The sequence below is a fragment of the Streptomyces sp. STAM6 genome (genome assembly GCF_054963715.1).
Genome location: NZ_JBUEFZ010000025.1, coordinates 1 through 17,809, shown reverse-complemented (window position 1 = coordinate 17,809; position 17,809 = coordinate 1). Strand labels below are relative to the sequence as shown.

The following is a 17,809-nucleotide window of genomic DNA, read 5'->3' as shown; positions in this document are numbered from 1 at the left end:
CGACCCGAACGGCCCGTCATCGTGAGCCGGTTCCTCGCCGAACGCAATGCGACAACCGGGGGAGGGACGCCCCGCTCGCGCGCGACGCGAACCTGGGGATGAGACGGGCGAGACATTGAGAAACAAAGGTTTTTGGCCACTACCGCCTGACATGTGGTCAGGATGGGAGTGATTTTGCGATATCTTCTACGGCGTTCCCTCGTGATCGTGCGTCCCACGCGACGCCGGAACGACGTCGAGAGTGCGATGCAAACGCACCTCGCGGAACACACAGCACAGCTATGCCTCCGGCGAACCCACCGGGTCCCGCCACGCATCGCCCTGCCACGAACTCTCCCGACCACTACCGTTTCACCTAGGCAAAGGCAGCATGCCCGTCCATCAGCTCTCGGACCTCATACGTCATAGCCGTCACAACTCTCCCTTCTATGCCGGTCTCTACGCGGACCTGCCGCCGGTCGTGGAACGTCTCGCCGACCTTCCGGCCGTGGACCAGGCCGACTTCTGGAAAGCCAACACCCTCCACGACAACCGCGTGCTGACCGCACCGCTCGGAGAAGCGGTGGTCTACAAGACCGGCGGTACCACTGGGGCACCGAAGTTCTCCTGCTACACACGCGAGGAGTGGCGGGATTTCGTCACCGCCTTCGGCCATGGGCTCGTCGACGCCGGGCTGCGCCCCGGCCACCGGGTGGCGGACCTGTTCTACGCCGGCGAGCTCTACGCCAGCTTCCTCTTCATCCTGGACTCGCTCGCCCACGCCCCCGTCGACAACGTGCGCCTGCCCATCGGGGGCGCCGCGCCGCTGGAGACGACGGTCCCCACACTCGAGGACTTCGGCGCCCAGGTCGTCGCGGGCACCCCCACCACGCTGTGCCGGCTCGCCGAGCACCTGATGGCGACAGGCCGTCAGCTGCCCGCCGTGGAACTGCTGTTCTTCGGCGGCGAGGCGCTCTTCTCCGACCAGCGGCGCCTGCTCGCCGCCGCCTTCCCCAACGCCGAGCCACGGTCCCTCGGTTACGCCAGCGTCGACGCCGGTCTCCTCGGCGCCCCCGTACCCGGCCCCGATCCGCGCGTGCACCGGGCCTTCACCCCGCACACGATCGTCGAGATCGTCGACGAGACGACCGGTGAGCCCCTCCACGAGCCGGGCCGGCCCGGGCGCATCCTGGTGACCCAGCTGTTCCGCCGCCTCATGCCCGTCATCCGCTACCCCGCGGGCGACCGCGGCGAGTGGACCGACCCCGAAGCGGGCCACTTCCGCATCCTCGGACGGGCCGAGGAAGGCGTGCGCGTCGGCCCCGTGTCGCTGTACTCCCAGGACGCCCTCGCCGCCGTCGCCGAAGCCGACACCGACGGCCGCGTCATGGGCACCCAGCTCGTCGTACGCCGCTGGGACGGCCGCGACGGACTCGTCCTGCGCCTGGCCACCGCCCCCGGCGACGACGACCCGGCCTCGCTCCAGATCCTCGCCAAGGCGGTCGTCACGGAGCTGGACACCGCCCGGCCGCTGTACCCCGACAGTGTCCGCGCCGGATACGTGCACCCCCTGACCGTGGAGTGGGTGCGCCACAGTGACCTGGCCGTCAACCCCCGCTCCGGCAAGCTCGTGCGCGTCATCGACGAGAGGCCGACCGCATGACCGCCACCCCGGTGGACGAGCGGCGCCGACTGCCGCTCGTCCTGCGCAACCGTGCCTTCGGCACCGTATGGCTCGCCCAGATACTCACCCAGGCAGCTGTCCGCATGTTCCAGGTCGGCGTGTCCTGGTGGCTCATCGCCTACGCCGTCAGCGGCAGCCGCGGACTGGCGTCCGGGCTCTTCATGGCGGTCAGCACCCTGCCGGCCGTCGCTCTGGCACCGGTCGTCGCCCGGACCGTCGCCCGCTTCGCTCACCGCTCGGTGCTGCGCGCCGCGGCCGCCGGCGCAGGCATGGCGGCCGCGGGCCTCGCGGTGTGGGCCTACGCGAGCGAACTGCCGCTCGCCGCCGCCTATGCCGCGACGCTTGCCCTCGCCGCGGGCCAGGCCCTCTTCGACCCCTGCCTCACCACGTCCGTGCCCGAACTCGTCGACGACGAGGACATCGAGGCCGCCACCGGCTTCGAGCTGTCCACCCAGTCGCTGGCCGGCCTCAGCGGGGCCCTGCTGGGCGCCCTGATCGTCGACGGCGCCGGAGTGGCGGGTCTGGCGCTCGGCTGCGCTGCCGCCTACCTGACGGCCGCCCTGCTCATCACCACCGTCAGGTTCCGGCCCGCCGCCCCGCCGCCCGAGGACGAGGCGGCCGAGACCGGCGAGGCGGCCGACGAGGGGCGGCGCACGCTGCGCGGCATCCTCGCCGACCTGCCCTTCGTCCGCGGGATCCTGCTCTGCTTCACCGTGGCCAACCTCTTCACCACCGCCGTCTTCATCGTCATCCCGCTCTACACCAAGTCCGTGCTCCACGACGGCGGCGGCACCGTCGCCCTGCTCGAGGCATCGCTGGGCACCGGCACGCTGATCGGGTCCTTCACCGGCGCCCGCGTGCCCGGCCGGCCCACCGTCCTCGGCTCGTGGCTCCTCGGCGTGATGGCCGTCGTGCTCGCCGTCCCCGGCCTCTTCGCCGGACGGGTCGTCATCGCGGGCTGCCTGGTCGTGGCCGGCTGGTGCGTCGGTGTCATCGGGGTCCGCTTCGTGGCGCTGTTCCAGCGGCTCGTCCCCGCGGCCGACAAGCCGGGCTTCTTCGCCGTCATGCAGGCCGTGCTCGGCGCCACCTTCCCCCTCGCATCGCTCCTGTTCGGCCTGCTCGGCGACCACGTGTCCCCGCAGAGCCTGTGCCTCATCCAGGCCGCAGGCCTGGTGCCCGCCGCCTGCGCGCTGGCCCTGCTGCGCGACCGCAGCGGCGACGCCGCGGCCGTGCCCACCCCCGCGCCCACCCCCGCGGCCGTGCCCACCCCCGGGCCCACCCCCGCGGCTGTGACCGCGCCCGCGCCCGCGCCCACGACCGCGACCGCGGCAGAGGCGGACTCGTCCGAGCTCGTCAGCGCAGGAGACAACACATGACCGAGGCCACGATCGACCGGGCGACTCCCGCCGACATCGCCGACCTTCGCCAGCTCTACTACGCCGTCTACGGCCCGCACTACCCCACGGCCCTGGGCACCGACCCCGCCGAGATGTCCCGCCTCATCGAGGACCCGCACACCCTCTGGCTCGTCGCCCGCTGCCGCCGCACCGGCAGCCTCGCCGCCTCCGCGGCGATCCACGGCGAGCCCGGCAGCCGCACCGGCCGCCTGGAGGGCCTCGCCGTCCACCCGGACCACCGGGCGGCCGGACTGGCCGGAGCCCTGACCGAGGAACTGTGCACGCGGATGCTCGGCACCGGGCGACTGGACTCGGTGTACGCCACCGTCCGCACCGTCAGCGCCGGACCGCAGCGCGTCGTCTCCCGCAACGGCTTCCGCCCCATGGGCATCCTGCCCAACGCCGTGGACCTCAGCAACCGCGAAAGCCTCGCCCTCTACGCGCGTCACTCCACCGGGGTGCTCGACCGCCGCATCCCCGTGCCCGAGGTGCCCACCCCGCTCGCACCGCTCCTGCGCACCGCCGAACGGACCCTTGGCATCAGCTTCTGGCAGACCCGCGTCACCGCCCCCCTCCCCGCACCGAAGCCACCCGTGACCGCACGGCTGGAGACCGTCGAGGCACCGGCGTTCGTCCGCCGCCGCTTCCACGACCGCTTCCCCGACGCCGGACAGTGGTTCTATCCCCTCCACGCGCCCAACACCCTGCTGGTGGCCGAGGACGGCTCCTTCGAGGTGTACGCCTACCTCAACCGGACCGGCCGCTACTGCGCCCTGGTCGCCGCCCATCCCGACCCGGCCACCGCCGCCGCCTGCCTGGAACCGATCACCCGGACCCTCACCCGCGCCGGCGCGGGCTACGTCGAGGCCCTGCTGCCGCTGTCGGAGCACGGCCTGCTCTCCGCCTTCCTCGCCCAGGGCTTCATCCCCAGCGCCCTCTACCCGGCGATGCGACCGGACAGCGGCGGCGACGGCTTCCACGACTACGTCGTGATGTCCCGCACCGCCGAACAGATCGACTTCCGCGGCGTGGTCGTCGACGAACCGCTCCAGCCCTACCTGGACGCCTATGTGTCGGCCTGGGCGTCGACCTACCTGCCCACACTCGAGGTTGCCTCATGAATCCGATGAACCCCCACCTCGCCCCCGTCGAGGTTCCCGACCCGGAACTCCTGCCCCGGGTCCAGGAACTGTGCGACCTGAGCGACCCCTACGCCTGCGGCCCCGCCGAGGACGAGCTGTTCGCCGCCGCCATGGCCGAGATCAACGCCTGGCACACCGAACGCTCCCCGTTCTTCCGCAAGCTCCACCAAAGCACCGCCCACGGCGGGACGTTCCGCACCCCCCTGGTGCACGCGAACTTCTTCAAGCGCCACGAAATCCTCTCCATCCCCCGGGAGGAGGTCCACCTGCACCTGACGTCGTCCGGCACCACCGGCCAGAAGTCGCAGATGTTCTTCGACCGGTGGACGATCCGCTCGGCCCAGCGCATGGTCGCCCGCATCTTCGAGCGCAACGGCTGGATCACACCCGATCAGCAGGTCAACTACCTGCTCTACAGCTACGAACCCGCCCGCGACCTCAAGCTCGGCACCTCCTTCACCGACAACTACCTGTGCGACTTCGCCCCCGCCCGGCAGGTCGAGTACGCCCTGCGCAACACCGGCAGCGGACACGAATTCGATCCCTTCGGCTGCATCGCCGCGCTACGCCGTTTCGAACAGGACGACGCGCCCGTACGCATCCTGGGCTTCCCGGCGTTCCTCTGGTTCACCCTGGAGCGGATGCGCGCCATCGGGCTGCCGCCCCTGCGGCTGCCCGAGAACTCACTGATCGTCCTCGGCGGCGGCTGGAAGGGCCACGCCGACAAACGGATCGGCAAGGACGAGCTCTACGCGCGCGTCACCGAGCAACTGGGCGTCCCCTCCGAGCGGATACGCGACACCTTCGGCTCCGTCGAACACTGCATCCCCTACATCGAGTGCGACCACCACCGCCTGCACGCCCCCGTCTGGTCCCGGGTGTTCATCCGCTCCACCCGAACGCTCGAACCACTCCCGTACGGCGAGCCCGGCTATCTGCACCTCGTCTCGCCCTACATCACCTCCGTCCCGGCGCAGAGCGTCGTCATGGGCGACCTCGCCACGCTGCACCCGGGCGAGGAGTGCGCCTGCGAGCTGAGCACCCCCTGGTTCACCGTCCACGGCCGCGCCGGAGTGAGCCGCAACAAGAGCTGCGCGGTGGCCGCCGCCGAACTGATGGAGGGCATGTCGTGATGACCGAAAGCGTGCAGCACCACTACTGGCAGGGCGCCTTCATCGACGACGAGGAGGCGGGCCGCCGCCTGGCCGGCCTGTCCGCCACCGTCGAAGCGGCTCTGGCCGAGCCGCTGGACACCGAGACCGTCCTGGCCGCCTGCGATCAGCTCGCGGACGCCCTGATCGACCCGTCCCACCCCACTCATGTGCGGCTGGCCGGACACCTGGCGGAGGGTGAGGACGGGACCGTCCTCACCGAACTGGCCAACTTCCTCAGCCGTCCGCAACTCACCCGCAAGCTGCGCCGGGAGCTCGGCGGCGCCGCCCCGCAGCGGCTCACGCGTCCCGACGCCAAGGAGACCGTCTACGAGGCATGGGCGCCGGTCGGCCTGGTCGCCCACATCGCCCCGGGCAACGCCGCCACCGTCGCGCCCCTCAGCCTCGTCGAGGGCCTGCTGGCCGGAAACGTCAACGTCCTCAAGACCAGCAGCGCCGACACCCTCCTCGCTCAGCACCTGCTCGCCGAACTCGCCGCCCTGGACCCCACGGGAGCCATCGCCGAGCGCGTCATCGTGCTGCGCTTCTCCTCGTCCCGGCAGGACTGGCTGTCCCTGATGTGCGCGCCCGCGGACGCCGTCGCGGTGTGGGGCGGTGAAGCCGCCGTCGAAGGAGTGGCCGCCCATGTGCCGCCCGGCTGCCGCCTGGTGGAGTGGGGCCACAAGATTTCCTTCGCCTACCTGACCCGCGACGCCTGGCAGGAGGCCGGTACGCTCCAGGCCCTGGCGGCCGACGCGTGCCTGCACGAACAGCAGGCGTGCTCCAGCCCCCAGGTGGTCTATCTCGACACCGAGGACGACGCCGAGGTCTTCGCCTTCGCGGAGCGCTTCGCCACCGTCCTCGCCCAGATGCCCCCCGCCACGGGGGAGGACGACCTCGGCCCGGCCGAGGCGGCCGAACTCACCACCACCGAACTCGTCGCCCGCCTCGAAGAGCACCTCGGCCTGACCCGCGTCATCGCCGCCCCCGACGGCTCATGGCGCGTCATGGCCGACACCCGGCCGGCCCTCACGGCCTCCCCGCTGCACCGCAGTGTGTGGGTCAAGCCCCTGCCCCGCAAGAACCTCCTCGCCACCCTGCGCCCCATGCGCCGTTACCTGCAGACCGCCGGCATCGCCGGTGGCCGCACCGATGTCGCGGAGCTGTCCCGCCTCGCCCTGGCCGCCGGGGCCACCCGCGTGACGCCCCTCGGCCGGATGCTGGGCGGCTACTCCGGCGAGCCGCACGACGGCGTCTACGCCCTCCAGCGCTACAGCCGCCGCGTGGCCGTCCAGGCCGACGAGCGCTTCGCCACCACCGCCTGCCTCGACGACCTGACCAGGCCGATCACCCGCCCGGCGCCCACCGGACCGCTGCTCGACAAGGCCGCAGTCCAGGAGCTCAACCAGAACGTCGACCGGCGCGACGCCGAGCTGTACTTCCGCAGCGGCGGCAGCACCGGCAAGCCCGCCCTGTCCCTGTTCTCCTACGACGACTACGACACCCAGATGCGCGCCGCCGGCCGCGGCCTGCTCGCAGCCGGCTACGACCCGGCACGCGACCGCACCGCCAACCTCTTCTTCTGCGGTGGCATGTACGGCGGCTTCATCAGCTTCTTCTCCATCCTGGAGAGGCTGGGCGGCACCCAGCTGCCGATGGCGGCAGGCCCCGACCACCGGGTCACGGCCGAGATGCTGGTCGCCCACCAGGCGGACACCCTCTTCGGCATGCCGTCCTACCTGTGGCAGCTCCTGCACGAGCAGGCCGACCTGCTGCGCTCCTACGGCGGAATCCGCAAGATCTTCTACGGTGGCGAGCACTTCACCGCGGAGCAGCGCCGCGTCCTGGCCGAAACGTTCGGCATCGAGACCATCCGCTCCATCACCTACGGCAGCACCGACCTCGGCCCGCTCGGCTACCAGTGCACCGAGTCCACCGGCGGAGTCCACCACCTGCACACCGACCTGCACACGATGGAGATCCTGAAGACCGACGCCGACCTGCCGGTGGCACCGGGCGAGATCGGCCGGCTGGTGTTCTCCACGCACGCCCGGCGCGGTCAGAACCTGGGCCGGTACGTCATCGGCGACCTCGGCCGCGCCCTGCCCGGCCCCTGTCCCTGCGGCGACCGGGCGCCGCGCTTCGAACTGCTCGGCCGGGGCGGCGACGTGATGCGCGTGGCGTCGTACTTCCTCAACCACCGCCGCTTCGTGGCCATCGCCGGGCAGGACTGCGGCTACAGCGGAGAGCTGCAGATCGTGCTCAGCCGCTCCAGTGTCCGCGAACAACTCACCGTCCGGGTCGAGAGCGCGGACACGGCCGGACCGCAGGAGCTGCGGGCGGCTTTCCTCGCCGGCTACGAGGAGTTGCGGTCCGCCGTCGACGACCGGCTGCTCGACCTCGTCGTGGAGGTCGTGGACGGCGCCGCGCTCGACCGTACGGCAACCAGTGGCAAGCTGCGGGCCGTCGTGGACGCACGGCACGACTGACGCCACACACACGCGGGTGGGCGGTATCCCGCCCACCCGCGTCCCCCCGTCGAGGGCAGCCACCCACCCCGCGCCGCGAGCCCGCCCTGGGCCTCTCCTTCCGGGACCCGGGCCGGCTCGACGAAGCAGCCGGGCACGACGTCCTGGCCGCCGGCGCCGGGCAGCTGACCCGGCTCCCTTGGCGCCGGGCGACACGATGGGTGCCCGACCGGGCACGGCCGGGGCTGCCTGGCCGGATCGTCAGCGGGCGCAGACGACGTAGAGGGTGCCGCTGCCCCACGAGCCGTTCGCCTTCCTCGCAACCGTGCCCCTCCAGCCGACGGGCGTACCCGAGTAGTTCCGGAGGGGCTCGGTGCGCGCCACGTACATGCTCGCGGTGAGGTCGGCGCTGACGCCCCCGCCCGTGGCCACCCACCCGGCCGGGCAGGCGATCGTCGCACTGCCGCTGGTGAAGTACTTCGACTTCACGAGGGGGTGGGCCACCGCTGCGCCGGCCGGCGACGAGTTGGCCAGAATGACGGCCGCGAGGACCGAGGCGGCTGTGCCCAGGCCGTATCCGGCGCGACGGGCGGAGGAGCTCATGCTCATGAGGGGTTCCTTTCGAGTGACGTACGGCAGGGTTCCGGCGAGCGGAAGGTCCCCGGATCCAGTACGCCCACGATGGGCCCCGTACGTAGCCCGGGTCGTCAGTGCTGGTACTGAACCCGGTGCGCAGAAACGGCGTTGCCCGACCAGACCCCCGCTCGCGCGATACTGCTGCAATGGCAGGCGACTTCGTGGGGCGAGCCGTCGAGCTCGAGTCCCTGGCCCGGCGGATCGAGGCCGCGGCGAACGGCACCGGATCGGTCGTGCTGCTCGCCGGCCCGGCGGGCATCGGCAAGAGCACACTCGCGGCCGAGGCGCTGCGCCGCCACGCCGAACCAGCGGGCCTCACCGTCGTACGGGGCCATTGCCCCAGGGACGCGGCGGCACCCCCACTATGGCCGTGGCAGCGCGCACTGAGGCACGCGGGCGTCGGCCCGGCGCTGTCCGCTGGGCAGTCGGGGCGGCCTTCGGCCGCTCCCTCGGATGCGGCCGGAGCGGCGGCGGCGCGGTTCCTGGAACTGGCACGGATGAGCGAAGCGCTGGTCGCGGCGGCCGCTGAACGCCCCCTGCTCGTCTGGCTGGAGGACCTGCACTGGGCCGACACCGCCAGCCTCGACCTTCTCCGGCAGGTCGCCGAGCAGGGAGACGACTGCGGGCTGCTCGTGCTGGGCACCGTCCGGGAGCCGGTTCCCGAGGAGGTCACCGGACCCCTCATGGACGTGCGCCGCTGTGGCGCCGAGACGCTCAGCCTCGCGCCGTTCAGCAAGGCGGAGGTCGCCCAGTGCCTGGGGGCCCGGGCGCCGGGCGCGGCGGAGGCGGCCGGGGAGTCGTACCGGCGAACGGGCGGACTGCCGCTGCTTGTCGCCGCGCTGCGCATCCATGCGAGCGAGGACCTCGGCACCGTCGTCGGCGGGCTGTTGAGCGGGCTCACCGCCCCGCAGCAGGACGTCGTAAGGGCCGCGGCCGTGCTCGGCGAACGGCTCGAAGCGGGCCTGCTCGCCGCCGTCCTGCCGGAGCCGGACGACATCGCCGTCGCCGAAGCGCTGACGGCGGCCCGGCACGCCGGTGTCCTCACCGTCGCGGAGACCACGGTGGACAATGGACGCACCTACCGCTTCGCCCACGACCTCGTACGCGACGAGGTGCTCGCCCGCACCACCCCCGAGGCCACGCGAGCCCTGCACCGGGCCGCCGCACTGGCACTGGAGCAGGCCGCGGCCGACGACGACGCCGAGGCGGCCCGCATCGCCGCGCACTGGCGGCGCGCGGGCCGGGAACCCGCCCACCGCTCCGCCGCCGCACGCTGGTCGCGGACCGCCGCCGATCTGGCCCGCCGGCGGCACGCCTACGACGATGCGGCCCGGCACCTGGCGCACGCCGCCGCCGTACTCGATGCGGCCCACCCGGAACGCGCCGCCGCACTCGTCGAGCTGGCCCGCGCCGAATACCTCCGCGGGCGCTACGACGCCTGCCTGCGCGACTGCGCGCGGGCAGCGGCCGCCGCGCGAGAGACGGGAAGGACGGAGCTGCTCGCCGAGGCCGCCCTGGTGCTCCAGGGCGTCAGCTTCCCCAAGGCGTCGCAGGCGATCACCCGGCTGTGCCGGGACGCGCTCGCGGTGGAGAACCTTCCGAACGCGATACGTGCCCGGCTGCTCGCCCAACTCGCCTCCGCCACGGCCGATCTCGGCGCGCTCGACGCGGCGGCCGAACACGCCCGTGCCGCCCTCGCCCTGGCCGAATCCACCGGTGACCCGCGGGCCGAGCTGGAGGCGGCCCGGGCGGTCGAGATGACCCTGGCCGACCCGGACGACACTCCCGAGCGTCTGCGCCTGGGCGAACTGACCGTGGCCCGCGCCGAACGGCTCGGTGACCCGCTTGCCGCCGTGATGGGCCACGAGTGGCGCGTTCAGGCCGCGTACCTGCTCGGCCGCCCGGACCTGGTGGACGAGGCCGTCCGTGGCATCGAGGAAGTCGCCGACCGGTGCCGGCTGCCACTGGCGCGCTGGCACCTACTGCGCGTGAACGCCGCGCGCGCCCTGCTGGAAGGGCGCTTCGACGCCGCCCGTCGCCACAACGATGACGCCACCGCACTGTCCCTGCCGAGCGGAGACGCGACCGCGATCATCATGAACCACGTCATGCGCATACAGCTGGCCCTGGTGCGCGGCGACGCGACGGAGCTGACGGCGGAGATGTGGCCCGTCCTCGACCGTGCACCGCGCCGGCCGCTGCCCCTCTCCGTACGGGCCACGGCACTGCTCCTCACGGGGCGGCTGGACGAGGCGCGCGAAGCCTACGCCCAGCTGCGCCCGATGCTGCCGCTCGCGACGGCGAACCCGACATGGCCGGCGGTGCTGCTGCACATGGTCGACCTGATCGCCCTGGTCGGGGACGTGGAGGGCGCACGGCTGGCGTACGACCGGCTCGCGTTGTTCCGCCCCTACCCGGGCGCGCTCGGCACGCCCACGGCGTACTTCTCCGGCACGGTCAGCCGCGACCTCGGGCGTCTGGCCGCGGTCGCGGGCCGCCCGGGCCTGGCCGAGGAACTGCTGCGCGAGGCGCTGCAGCGCAACCGTGTACTGGGCGCGCGGCCGCACGTGGCGCTGACCTGCCTGGACCTCGCCGCCGTGCGATGCGATCAGGGTGAGCGGGACGGGGACCGAAGCGCACTCGCGGAGGCGGCCGTACTGGCCGGGGAAGCTCTGGCGATCGCCGAACAACTGGGCCAGCCCGGGCCGGCCGCCGCCGCGGTACGCCGGCTCAGTCAGATCGCCGCTGTACGGAACGAGCGGAACCCCCTCACCCCACGTGAACGCGAGATCGCCGAGTTCCTGGTGCGGGCTCGTACGAACCGGCAGATCGCGGCGGACCTGTTCATCTCGGAGCGCACGGTGGAGTCCCACGTCCGCAAAATCCTCGCCAAACTCGGCTGCGCCAACCGGACGGAACTGGTGGCGCGATGGGCGGCCGGCGAGGACTGACGAGGACTGACGAGGACGGACGAGGCGGGCCGCGCGAAGGGCCTGTGGGCGCCGGAACGGTCTTCCAGGACCGCTTTTCCCGCAGCCCGCAGCCCGCAGCCCGCAGCCCGCAGCCCGCAGCCCGCCGGTCGCACCGGCCTGCGGACGACGGCATTCCTTCCATGCGACAGCCGAGGCTGGCAGACTCCCGGACCATGGGGAACAGTGCGTTGTGGGTCGGCATCCTCACCGCTTTGACTGCGCTCGCAGCCAGCTACATCACCGGCCGGGCGACGTTACGCGCGGCGCTCGCCCAGGCTCGAACAGCCGCAACCTCACAAGCACTTCGTGAGCAACGTGACCGTCGCCGCTCCGCCTACCGGGAAATGATGAGCTGCGTACACGCCTTCAACGTGGTCACCTGGCAGATTCTCGACGCCGATGCGGCGCGTGACGGCGAAGGCAGGGACCGAATCCTGATGCGGATGTACGAGGACATCGAGGCCCTCTCCACCCTGCGGCACCTCGGCTGCCGGGACATGTACCACTACGGCATACGCAGCTTCTGCGACTACATCACCGACGACAAACGCAAGCACGACCCGGCTTTCTACGCCGCCCTCGAAAAGCTCGAACTCGCCACAACCGACCGAACACCCTACATACACACCGCCCGCCTCTTTCAGATCACCGCCCGGAAGTCGGCCGACTGACATCGTTCAACCAGCGAGGGGGAGTGGGGGCAGGCGGCCCTCCCCCCCAACGCTCTCGGCGGCACCCAGCCGCTGGCCGGCGACGGCGGACCCCCCTCGCGTCGGACCGCCCACGCCCCGCGTCCCTCCGGGAGGCCTGCTCCTTGCCCGAGAGCTGACGCGTGCGGTATTTGCTCGCCCGGCTGGGACCGAAGGGCGGCGAGGCCGAAGGCCAGTCCTCCAGCGATGAATGCACCTGTCCTCTCCGCCCGGCGTCTGACGCCCAAGGGCTGCGGCGGATCGCTGACGGAGCCGCCAGACCCGTCACAGGACCCGTCGGACAGGCCTCGAAGCCGAGTCACCTGAGGCCGGTGACATTGCACGTCGAGGTGTCACCTCTCTGTCTGCCGCCCCCGCTCCGCGGCCCGCAACGGGCAGCCGGTGCCGACGCGCGCGTTCAGCTCGGCCCGCAGAGCGGCAAGTTCGGCCATGCGGGCGTCGATGACGCGGATCTTCTCGGCGAAGAGCGCGGAAAGCGCCTCCGCGCTGTCGGTCGACTCGCGCAGCTCCTCACCGACCCGGGCGATCTCGGCGAGCGAGAAGCCGAGGGAGCGGGCAGTGCGCACGTAGTGCAGCCAGGGCACCGTCTCGGGCGGGAAGTCGCGGTACCCGTTGGGTAGTCGCCGGCCGGAGACAAGGCCGATCCGCTCGTAGAAGCGAATGGTGTCCCGGGTTGTCCCCGCCCGCTCGGCCAGCTCCCCGATCCGCATGACGTCCCGTCGCCCCCTGTGTCGCCCATGGACTTGACCTTGGAGCGTAGTCCACGGTTCAGCATGGGGGCCCGATGTCCCCGACAGCCTGGAGTTCCCGTGTTCCGCGTTCCCGACCCGTCCGACGCCGCCTACCTCCGTCTCGTCCGCTCCAGCGGCTGGTACGACCTCATCGTCACGGCCGCCTTCGCCACACCGTGGACCTACCCCCTCGCGCACCGCGCCCTGTCGGCGCTGGGCGACGCGACCGGGTGGGGCGTGCTGCCGCCGCTCGACCCGATGCAGATCCTCTACGCGAACCTGATGGGTTCGGTCATCATCGTCTGGTCCCTCCTGCGGATCGTCGCCACCGTGCCGGCCCACGGTCTCGGCGACGGCATTGCCCGCGTGCTGTTCGCGGCCTGGCAGCTCCACGCGGTGGTCCACGGCGCCCCCCGGTTCCTCCTGCTCTTCTTCGCCGTCGAGACGGCCTTCGGCATCCTCCAGCTCGCCCCCTGGTGGCGCGCCCGTCGGCGTGGGGCCCTGATCCGTACCTGATCGAGCGCCCGTGGTCTCGAGTTGGCCCGATGGGAGAAGAGACCGACGCGGCGCCACGGTTCCATGCCGGCCGGGAGGCATCTCGCACGCCCGCCCGGGGATGTCAGTGCCGCCCGGTAGCGTCCACTCATGGCGCGTGCCCCACTGCGGCACCGACGCGGGTTTGGCAGCTCCACTGCCCCCGTGAGGAGAGTTGAGACCGGAGGGATCGGGCGCGTGCCGCGCCGGGGCCTCGCCTCCCCGTCGCGCCAGGAGGGTTCCTCCCGGCGCGACGGGGGGGCGTGCGCACTGGCCAGAGGCGCACGTTCACGCTCCACTCCACTGAGGTGGGGACCTTGATCAGGCCAGGAGGGACCGGACAAACCCAGCTCCCGGGACAGCTGCCGCTCGGGGGTGCAGGTGCGGAACCTGGTGGCCGGTACATTCCCGACGGATTCGGCCGCGAGGTCGACCCGGACCTCCACCCCCGTGGTGAGCCGGTCATCTCCACCAGCTCCCAGCCGAGGCCGGACAGCTGCCGCTTCAGCTTGCGGACGTCGTCCAGGGGGCTGTATCTCCACACTCCCGACCTGATCAATCCCACCGGTAAGCGCAAGGGACAGAACGCCTCCGTCGCCAGCGTCTACCGGGCGCTCGCCGAACACGCCAAGCACGAGGCGTACCCCGAAGCCGTCGAACAAGCGCACGCCGACTTCGCCGCCCTCCAGGACGGCGAGGTCCCCGGCCCCCGGGCTGAACCGGAGTCCGTCCGGTGACCCGACTCCCCTTCAAGATCCACTATTGGCGGCTTTTGGGCTTACCTCGGCGGTACCCGAGCACCGACGGCCCATCTCTGCTGAAACGCTGCGCAAGCGGCTTGGTGTGGGTGCGGCACGGTCTCGGGCGCTCGTGTCAATAATCCGAAGTGGTCAGGCTGCACCGCTTCCGCTGCACGCAGTTCACAACACGGACTGAACTGCCGCCCGCGCACAAGGCATGGCATATAGAGTAATTTCGGTCACGCGAGAAAGGTGCGGCAGACACGAGATCTGCGAGGGCGACAGCGGCCACCGAGACCGGGGGTCGGCTACCTGCAGACCGGTGGGTCGGGGTAGGAGCATCCTGCGTAGGTGTCGCCCTCGTACGTGATGCCACCTTCCATCGGCTGGTCGCAGGTGGCGCAGTTGACGGCGAAGTACGGGTTGACGCGGAGGAAGGCCGCGTCCTTCAGCTCGAAGATCGCCCTCACCGCCTCCGGCCCGTGTTCCCGGATGCCGTGCTGCAGGAAGTCGAACGCGCTGAACTCGTGGCCCTGCTTGCATGCGAAGCGGCCGAATCGGAAGGCGCCGATGTCCGCGATCCCCAGCTCGGCCTCGATCCGCGCTTTCTCATCGGCCGTCACCGGCTCCAGCCTGGAGGCTTTGACGAGCTCGGGGGTCCAGTGGAGGTCCCGGATGGTTCGGGCTTGTTTACGAGACAGGTAGAAGGAAGTGGTTCTGCCGCTCTTGATGGCCTCCTGGACGAGGGCCACGATCGCGTCGTCGTCCGCCGAGACGACAACCTTCCCCTTTCCCACGGCTGCTTCGATCTGGGCCAGCAAAGAACTGTCCACGACGCGTCCTTCCATGTCCGCACCCTGAATCCGATCCTGTGTTCGCGCAGAACTATTCCGCCAGGCCGCGCCTTTTGGACGGCGCCACACGGGGGTCTCACCCACACGGCAGCCTCGGCCGCTCCGCTGTGCCACCCAGCCGACACGAGTCGGCCGCTCCCAGGCGCCGGACAACGAGGGAAAGGGGAGTACCGAGCACTCCGTACACCCGGCGCCGCGTTCCCAGCAGGCGCAGCGGGTCGGCTCCTCGACTCTTCCGGGCGCGGAACGACAAGGCCCCGCGGAGGCCAGGGCGGTCGGACCCGCCGGGAGACGGCAGCTTCACGCCCGGGTGAGGCCCTGCTTGAAGTCGAAGACCTTGTCCGGGTCGTAGTCGTGCGCGATGGAACGCAGCCGCCCCAGGTTCGGCCCGTAATAGGACTCGGGCCAGTGGGGGAGGGCCGGGTCGATGTAGCTTATGTATCCGCCGCCTATGTTCTGCGCGGCCAGCCCGGCCACCACGGTGGCGACACTCCGCGTCACCTCGGCTTCGGACGCCGCCGTGGCGCTCGCGTACACCTGCGCGGTGGCGAATGCGTTCCGGTACGGAAACGCGGTTTGGTGCACACTCAGATCGGCCACCGCACCCCCGAGGGGGTCGAGGATGAGCGCCATGCCCGTGTGCCTGGTGAGCAGGGCGGTCACAGCGGCCGGATCGGCGGCGGGCGTCCTCAGCACTCGCGACGAAGCGACGAACGACTCGCGGTCGGGACGCCCCGCGAAGAATCGCATGGCATTGAAGTAGTCACGATCCTGCACGGTCCGGCGAACGGGCAGTACGCCACAGCGTGAGACAAGGTCGTCCAGCAGGGTGTGACAGCCGCTGCTCGGCCCGACGAAGCAGCCGGCGACCCGGCAGGCCGGCGGTTCGCCGCTCGCAATGTTGAGGTTTCCCCACAGCTCCCTGGGAGCTTCGGATATCCAGGGCTGCCAGGCGCTCATCACCTGGGGCACCTTCCCGGCCGGAAACTGCACCACGAACACTGTCAGCGCGGGAGCGGGATCGGTCGCGAAAGTGAACCGCGTGGCGATCCCGAAGTTGCCGCCGCCACCTCCGCGCAGGCCCCAGAAGAGGTCCGGAGTGCATGTGGCGGACGCAGTGAGTCCTCTTCCGTCCGCGGTGACGATCTCAGCCGCGACCAGATGGTCGGAGGTGAGCCCGAACTTGCGGTCGAGCACGCCGATTCCGCCGCCCAAGGTCACTCCGGCGATGCCGACGGTGAAGCATGATCCTGCGGGCAAGCAGCGGCCGGCTTGCCCCAGTGCGCTGTAGACGTTCCGCAGAGTGGCGCCGGCGCCGACAGTGACGGTCCCGTCCGCGTTGACGGTCACATCGGACATACGGCGCAGGTCCACGACGAGCCCGCCGTGCGGCGCCGAGTATCCGGCGTAGGAATGTCCCCCGCTGCGGGCAGCCAACGGAACCCGGCCCGCGGCCGCGAGGACCGCCTCCATGACGTCTGACGCGGACTCGCACTGTGCCACCGCGGCGGGAACGTGATCATCGTTGAGTGGATTGAAGAGCTTCCGAGCATCCTCGAATCCTGGCTCTCCCGGCCGCAGCAGCGCACCGCGCATGCGCTCACGCAGGGCCTTCCAGTCCACCGGAGTGTGGCGAGGCTCGCGGGCCGGATGCCCGGACCGGGACGCGCGGAACAGTGATTCCCGCGCCATGCTCACCATCTCCTCCACGGAATCCGAGGGCAGGGCTGGAGCGGATACTTCCACGCTAACACGGTGCGACGAGCCCCCTCCATGCCTCGCCGCTGCGGTTCCGGTTCCGGTTCCACCGCAGGTGGGGCCAGGTCCGGCGTGCATCCGCCCCGAGATCCGCAGGCCTGCGGAGGAGGCGCCGATACCAGCGGACTTTGTTGTTGGTGCAACGGTTGCATCGTGGACTTCCGGTCAGGCCACGGACGCTGGTCTGGAAGTTGTGCAGCACGTCCCGGGCCCGGTCAGGTCGGGGGGAACGTCATCGCCTCAGCGATTCTTCCCCAGCCGCCGCCGAGGATCCCCGGCTCGTCCTGTCCTGTGGGTGGTGCCTCAGCGTTTGTCGTCCTCGACAGGAAAGCCTGCTCAGCAGTGGGCTGTTGCCAACAGGCGTCCGAGTGCGGTGCACGTTGGCGTGGGCTGCGTCATCTCCTGTCACCCGCCCTGCGTCACAGACGGGAGGATCATGCGACCGGGGGCAAGTCGGTGCCGGCGAGACAGGCGGCGACGCCTCCGCCGGCCCTGGGGTGGCTGCTTGGGACGCTGCTCATCGTCCGGGTGACTTGACTCGGCCGAGGCTCGCATCGACCTTGGGCTTCCCCTATGGACTCCTGAGGAATTCGGCGCAGCACGGAGTGCTCTCTTGCGTTCGGTCCGCCGGAGGAGGGACGGCTGCGCCTGGAGGACGACGTGGCCCCCTCGCACGCTGTGCGGAGGGGGCCGGTGCTTCCGGGCGGTCACGCCGACACAGGTCGACGGGGACCACGAGGAGCGGAATTCCTTATTCTGGAGAACGTCACGTGCGCATCAAGCGGGAATGATGCATTCCGCTGTACGTAATGTGCGGCCCGGCCGTTGGTGCTGACGGCCGGACTATTCGTTGAACCACTGAGACTTCACCGTGGCGCCGCCGCCGTCCCAGCGGAGCCACATCTGGTATTCCCGCATGTTGCCGATGTTGTAGCCGTCCTTGTCGCAGCCGGCGTCGCCGCCGTCCGTGACGGTGAGCAGGAAGTCGTTGCTTCCGGACTCCAGCAGCTTGCCGGTTACACCGAAGCCGTCGGCCTTGGTGTCACAGACCTC

13 protein-coding genes and 1 pseudogene are annotated in these 17,809 nt (G+C 71.1%); 9 read left to right on the top strand and 5 right to left on the bottom strand.

The window, feature by feature from the left end:
* The first annotated feature begins 370 nt into the window (after nt 1-370).
* The 5 genes from ACY34K_RS24860 to ACY34K_RS24840 are packed head-to-tail and all read left to right on the top strand — an operon-like array spanning nt 371 to nt 7,842.
* Complete coding sequence (locus ACY34K_RS24860; RefSeq protein ID WP_462750822.1) at nt 371-1,642, top strand: phenylacetate--CoA ligase family protein; 1,272 nt, start codon at nt 371-373, stop codon at nt 1,640-1,642.
* Entirely contained in the window at nt 1,639-3,039 is a 1,401-nt protein-coding gene (locus ACY34K_RS24855) for an MFS transporter (protein WP_462750820.1), read from the top strand. The genes ACY34K_RS24860 and ACY34K_RS24855 overlap by 4 nt, the downstream gene beginning before the upstream one ends.
* Nucleotides 3,036-4,181: a GNAT family N-acetyltransferase gene (locus tag ACY34K_RS24850; RefSeq protein WP_462750818.1), complete on the top strand. Its 1,146-nt coding sequence runs from the start codon at nt 3,036-3,038 to the stop codon at nt 4,179-4,181. Before ACY34K_RS24855 ends, ACY34K_RS24850 begins: the two co-directional genes overlap by 4 nt.
* A gap of 5 nt (nt 4,182-4,186) precedes the next feature.
* The gene (locus ACY34K_RS24845) at nt 4,187-5,335 is read left to right on the top strand and encodes a LuxE/PaaK family acyltransferase (RefSeq protein ID WP_462750946.1); all 1,149 of its coding nucleotides are present in this window, start codon (nt 4,187-4,189) and stop codon (nt 5,333-5,335) included.
* Nucleotides 5,335-7,842 carry an acyl-CoA reductase gene (locus tag ACY34K_RS24840; protein WP_462750816.1) on the top strand — a complete coding sequence of 836 codons (2,508 nt, stop codon included), beginning with the start codon at nt 5,335-5,337 and terminating at the stop codon, nt 7,840-7,842. The genes ACY34K_RS24845 and ACY34K_RS24840 overlap by 1 nt, the downstream gene beginning before the upstream one ends.
* 240 nt (nt 7,843-8,082) lie before the next feature.
* On the opposite strand, the gene ACY34K_RS24835 is transcribed toward ACY34K_RS24840, so the two are convergent.
* Nucleotides 8,083-8,430 (bottom strand): hypothetical protein, encoded by a 348-nt coding sequence (locus ACY34K_RS24835; protein ID WP_462750814.1) that lies wholly within the window; start codon nt 8,428-8,430, stop codon nt 8,083-8,085.
* A 173-nt stretch (nt 8,431-8,603) separates the two neighbouring features.
* On the opposite strand from ACY34K_RS24835, the gene ACY34K_RS24830 reads away from it, so the two are divergent.
* Together ACY34K_RS24830 and ACY34K_RS24825 are read left to right on the top strand one after the other, a co-directional pair.
* Nucleotides 8,604-11,408 carry an ATP-binding protein gene (locus ACY34K_RS24830; protein ID WP_462750812.1) on the top strand — a complete coding sequence of 935 codons (2,805 nt, stop codon included), beginning with the start codon at nt 8,604-8,606 and terminating at the stop codon, nt 11,406-11,408.
* Between the two features lie 194 nt (nt 11,409-11,602).
* Nucleotides 11,603-12,100 carry a hypothetical protein gene (locus tag ACY34K_RS24825; RefSeq protein ID WP_462750810.1) on the top strand — a complete coding sequence of 166 codons (498 nt, stop codon included), beginning with the start codon at nt 11,603-11,605 and terminating at the stop codon, nt 12,098-12,100.
* Nucleotides 12,101-12,471: 371 nt separating this feature from the next.
* On the opposite strand, the gene ACY34K_RS24820 is transcribed toward ACY34K_RS24825, so the two are convergent.
* Nucleotides 12,472-12,849, bottom strand: coding sequence for a MerR family transcriptional regulator (locus tag ACY34K_RS24820; RefSeq protein WP_462750808.1), 378 nt, complete (start codon nt 12,847-12,849; stop codon nt 12,472-12,474).
* A 99-nt stretch (nt 12,850-12,948) separates the two neighbouring features.
* Here ACY34K_RS24820 and ACY34K_RS24815 point away from each other — a divergent pair, with 99 nt between their 5' ends.
* Together ACY34K_RS24815 and ACY34K_RS24810 are read left to right on the top strand one after the other, a co-directional pair.
* Nucleotides 12,949-13,386 carry a hypothetical protein gene (locus tag ACY34K_RS24815; protein ID WP_462750806.1) on the top strand — a complete coding sequence of 146 codons (438 nt, stop codon included), beginning with the start codon at nt 12,949-12,951 and terminating at the stop codon, nt 13,384-13,386.
* 335 nt (nt 13,387-13,721) lie between these two features.
* Nucleotides 13,722-14,141: a hypothetical protein gene (locus ACY34K_RS24810; RefSeq protein WP_462750804.1), complete on the top strand. Its 420-nt coding sequence runs from the start codon at nt 13,722-13,724 to the stop codon at nt 14,139-14,141.
* Nucleotides 14,142-14,452: 311 nt separating this feature from the next.
* Here ACY34K_RS24810 and ACY34K_RS24805 read toward each other — a convergent pair whose 3' ends face one another.
* The 3 genes and pseudogenes from ACY34K_RS24805 to ACY34K_RS24795 all read right to left on the bottom strand — a co-directional run.
* Nucleotides 14,453-14,977 carry a hypothetical protein gene (locus ACY34K_RS24805; RefSeq protein WP_462750802.1) on the bottom strand — a complete coding sequence of 175 codons (525 nt, stop codon included), beginning with the start codon at nt 14,975-14,977 and terminating at the stop codon, nt 14,453-14,455.
* A gap of 321 nt (nt 14,978-15,298) precedes the next feature.
* Entirely contained in the window at nt 15,299-16,690 is a 1,392-nt protein-coding gene (locus ACY34K_RS24800; protein WP_462750800.1) for an FAD-binding oxidoreductase, read from the bottom strand.
* A 909-nt stretch (nt 16,691-17,599) separates the two neighbouring features.
* Nucleotides 17,600-17,809 (bottom strand): annotated as a pseudogene (locus tag ACY34K_RS24795) (hypothetical protein); the annotation flags it as partial.

Excerpts from the sequence above, each read along its gene's own strand:
- ACY34K_RS24845 (WP_462750946.1), top strand. The coding sequence starts at position 4,187 with ATGAACCCCCACCTCGCCCCCGTCGAGGTTCCCGACCCGGAACTCCTG.
- ACY34K_RS24850 (WP_462750818.1), top strand. The coding sequence starts at position 3,036 with ATGACCGAGGCCACGATCGACCGGGCGACTCCCGCCGACATCGCCGAC.
- ACY34K_RS24825 (WP_462750810.1), top strand. The coding sequence starts at position 11,603 with ATGGGGAACAGTGCGTTGTGGGTCGGCATCCTCACCGCTTTGACTGCG.
- ACY34K_RS24820 (WP_462750808.1), bottom strand. The coding sequence starts at position 12,849 with ATGCGGATCGGGGAGCTGGCCGAGCGGGCGGGGACAACCCGGGACACC.
- ACY34K_RS24830 (WP_462750812.1), top strand. The coding sequence starts at position 8,604 with ATGGCAGGCGACTTCGTGGGGCGAGCCGTCGAGCTCGAGTCCCTGGCC.
- ACY34K_RS24800 (WP_462750800.1), bottom strand. The coding sequence starts at position 16,690 with ATGGCGCGGGAATCACTGTTCCGCGCGTCCCGGTCCGGGCATCCGGCC.
- ACY34K_RS24840 (WP_462750816.1), top strand. The coding sequence starts at position 5,335 with ATGACCGAAAGCGTGCAGCACCACTACTGGCAGGGCGCCTTCATCGAC.
- ACY34K_RS24855 (WP_462750820.1), top strand. The coding sequence starts at position 1,639 with ATGACCGCCACCCCGGTGGACGAGCGGCGCCGACTGCCGCTCGTCCTG.
- ACY34K_RS24835 (WP_462750814.1), bottom strand. The coding sequence starts at position 8,430 with ATGAGCATGAGCTCCTCCGCCCGTCGCGCCGGATACGGCCTGGGCACA.
- ACY34K_RS24860 (WP_462750822.1), top strand. The coding sequence starts at position 371 with ATGCCCGTCCATCAGCTCTCGGACCTCATACGTCATAGCCGTCACAAC.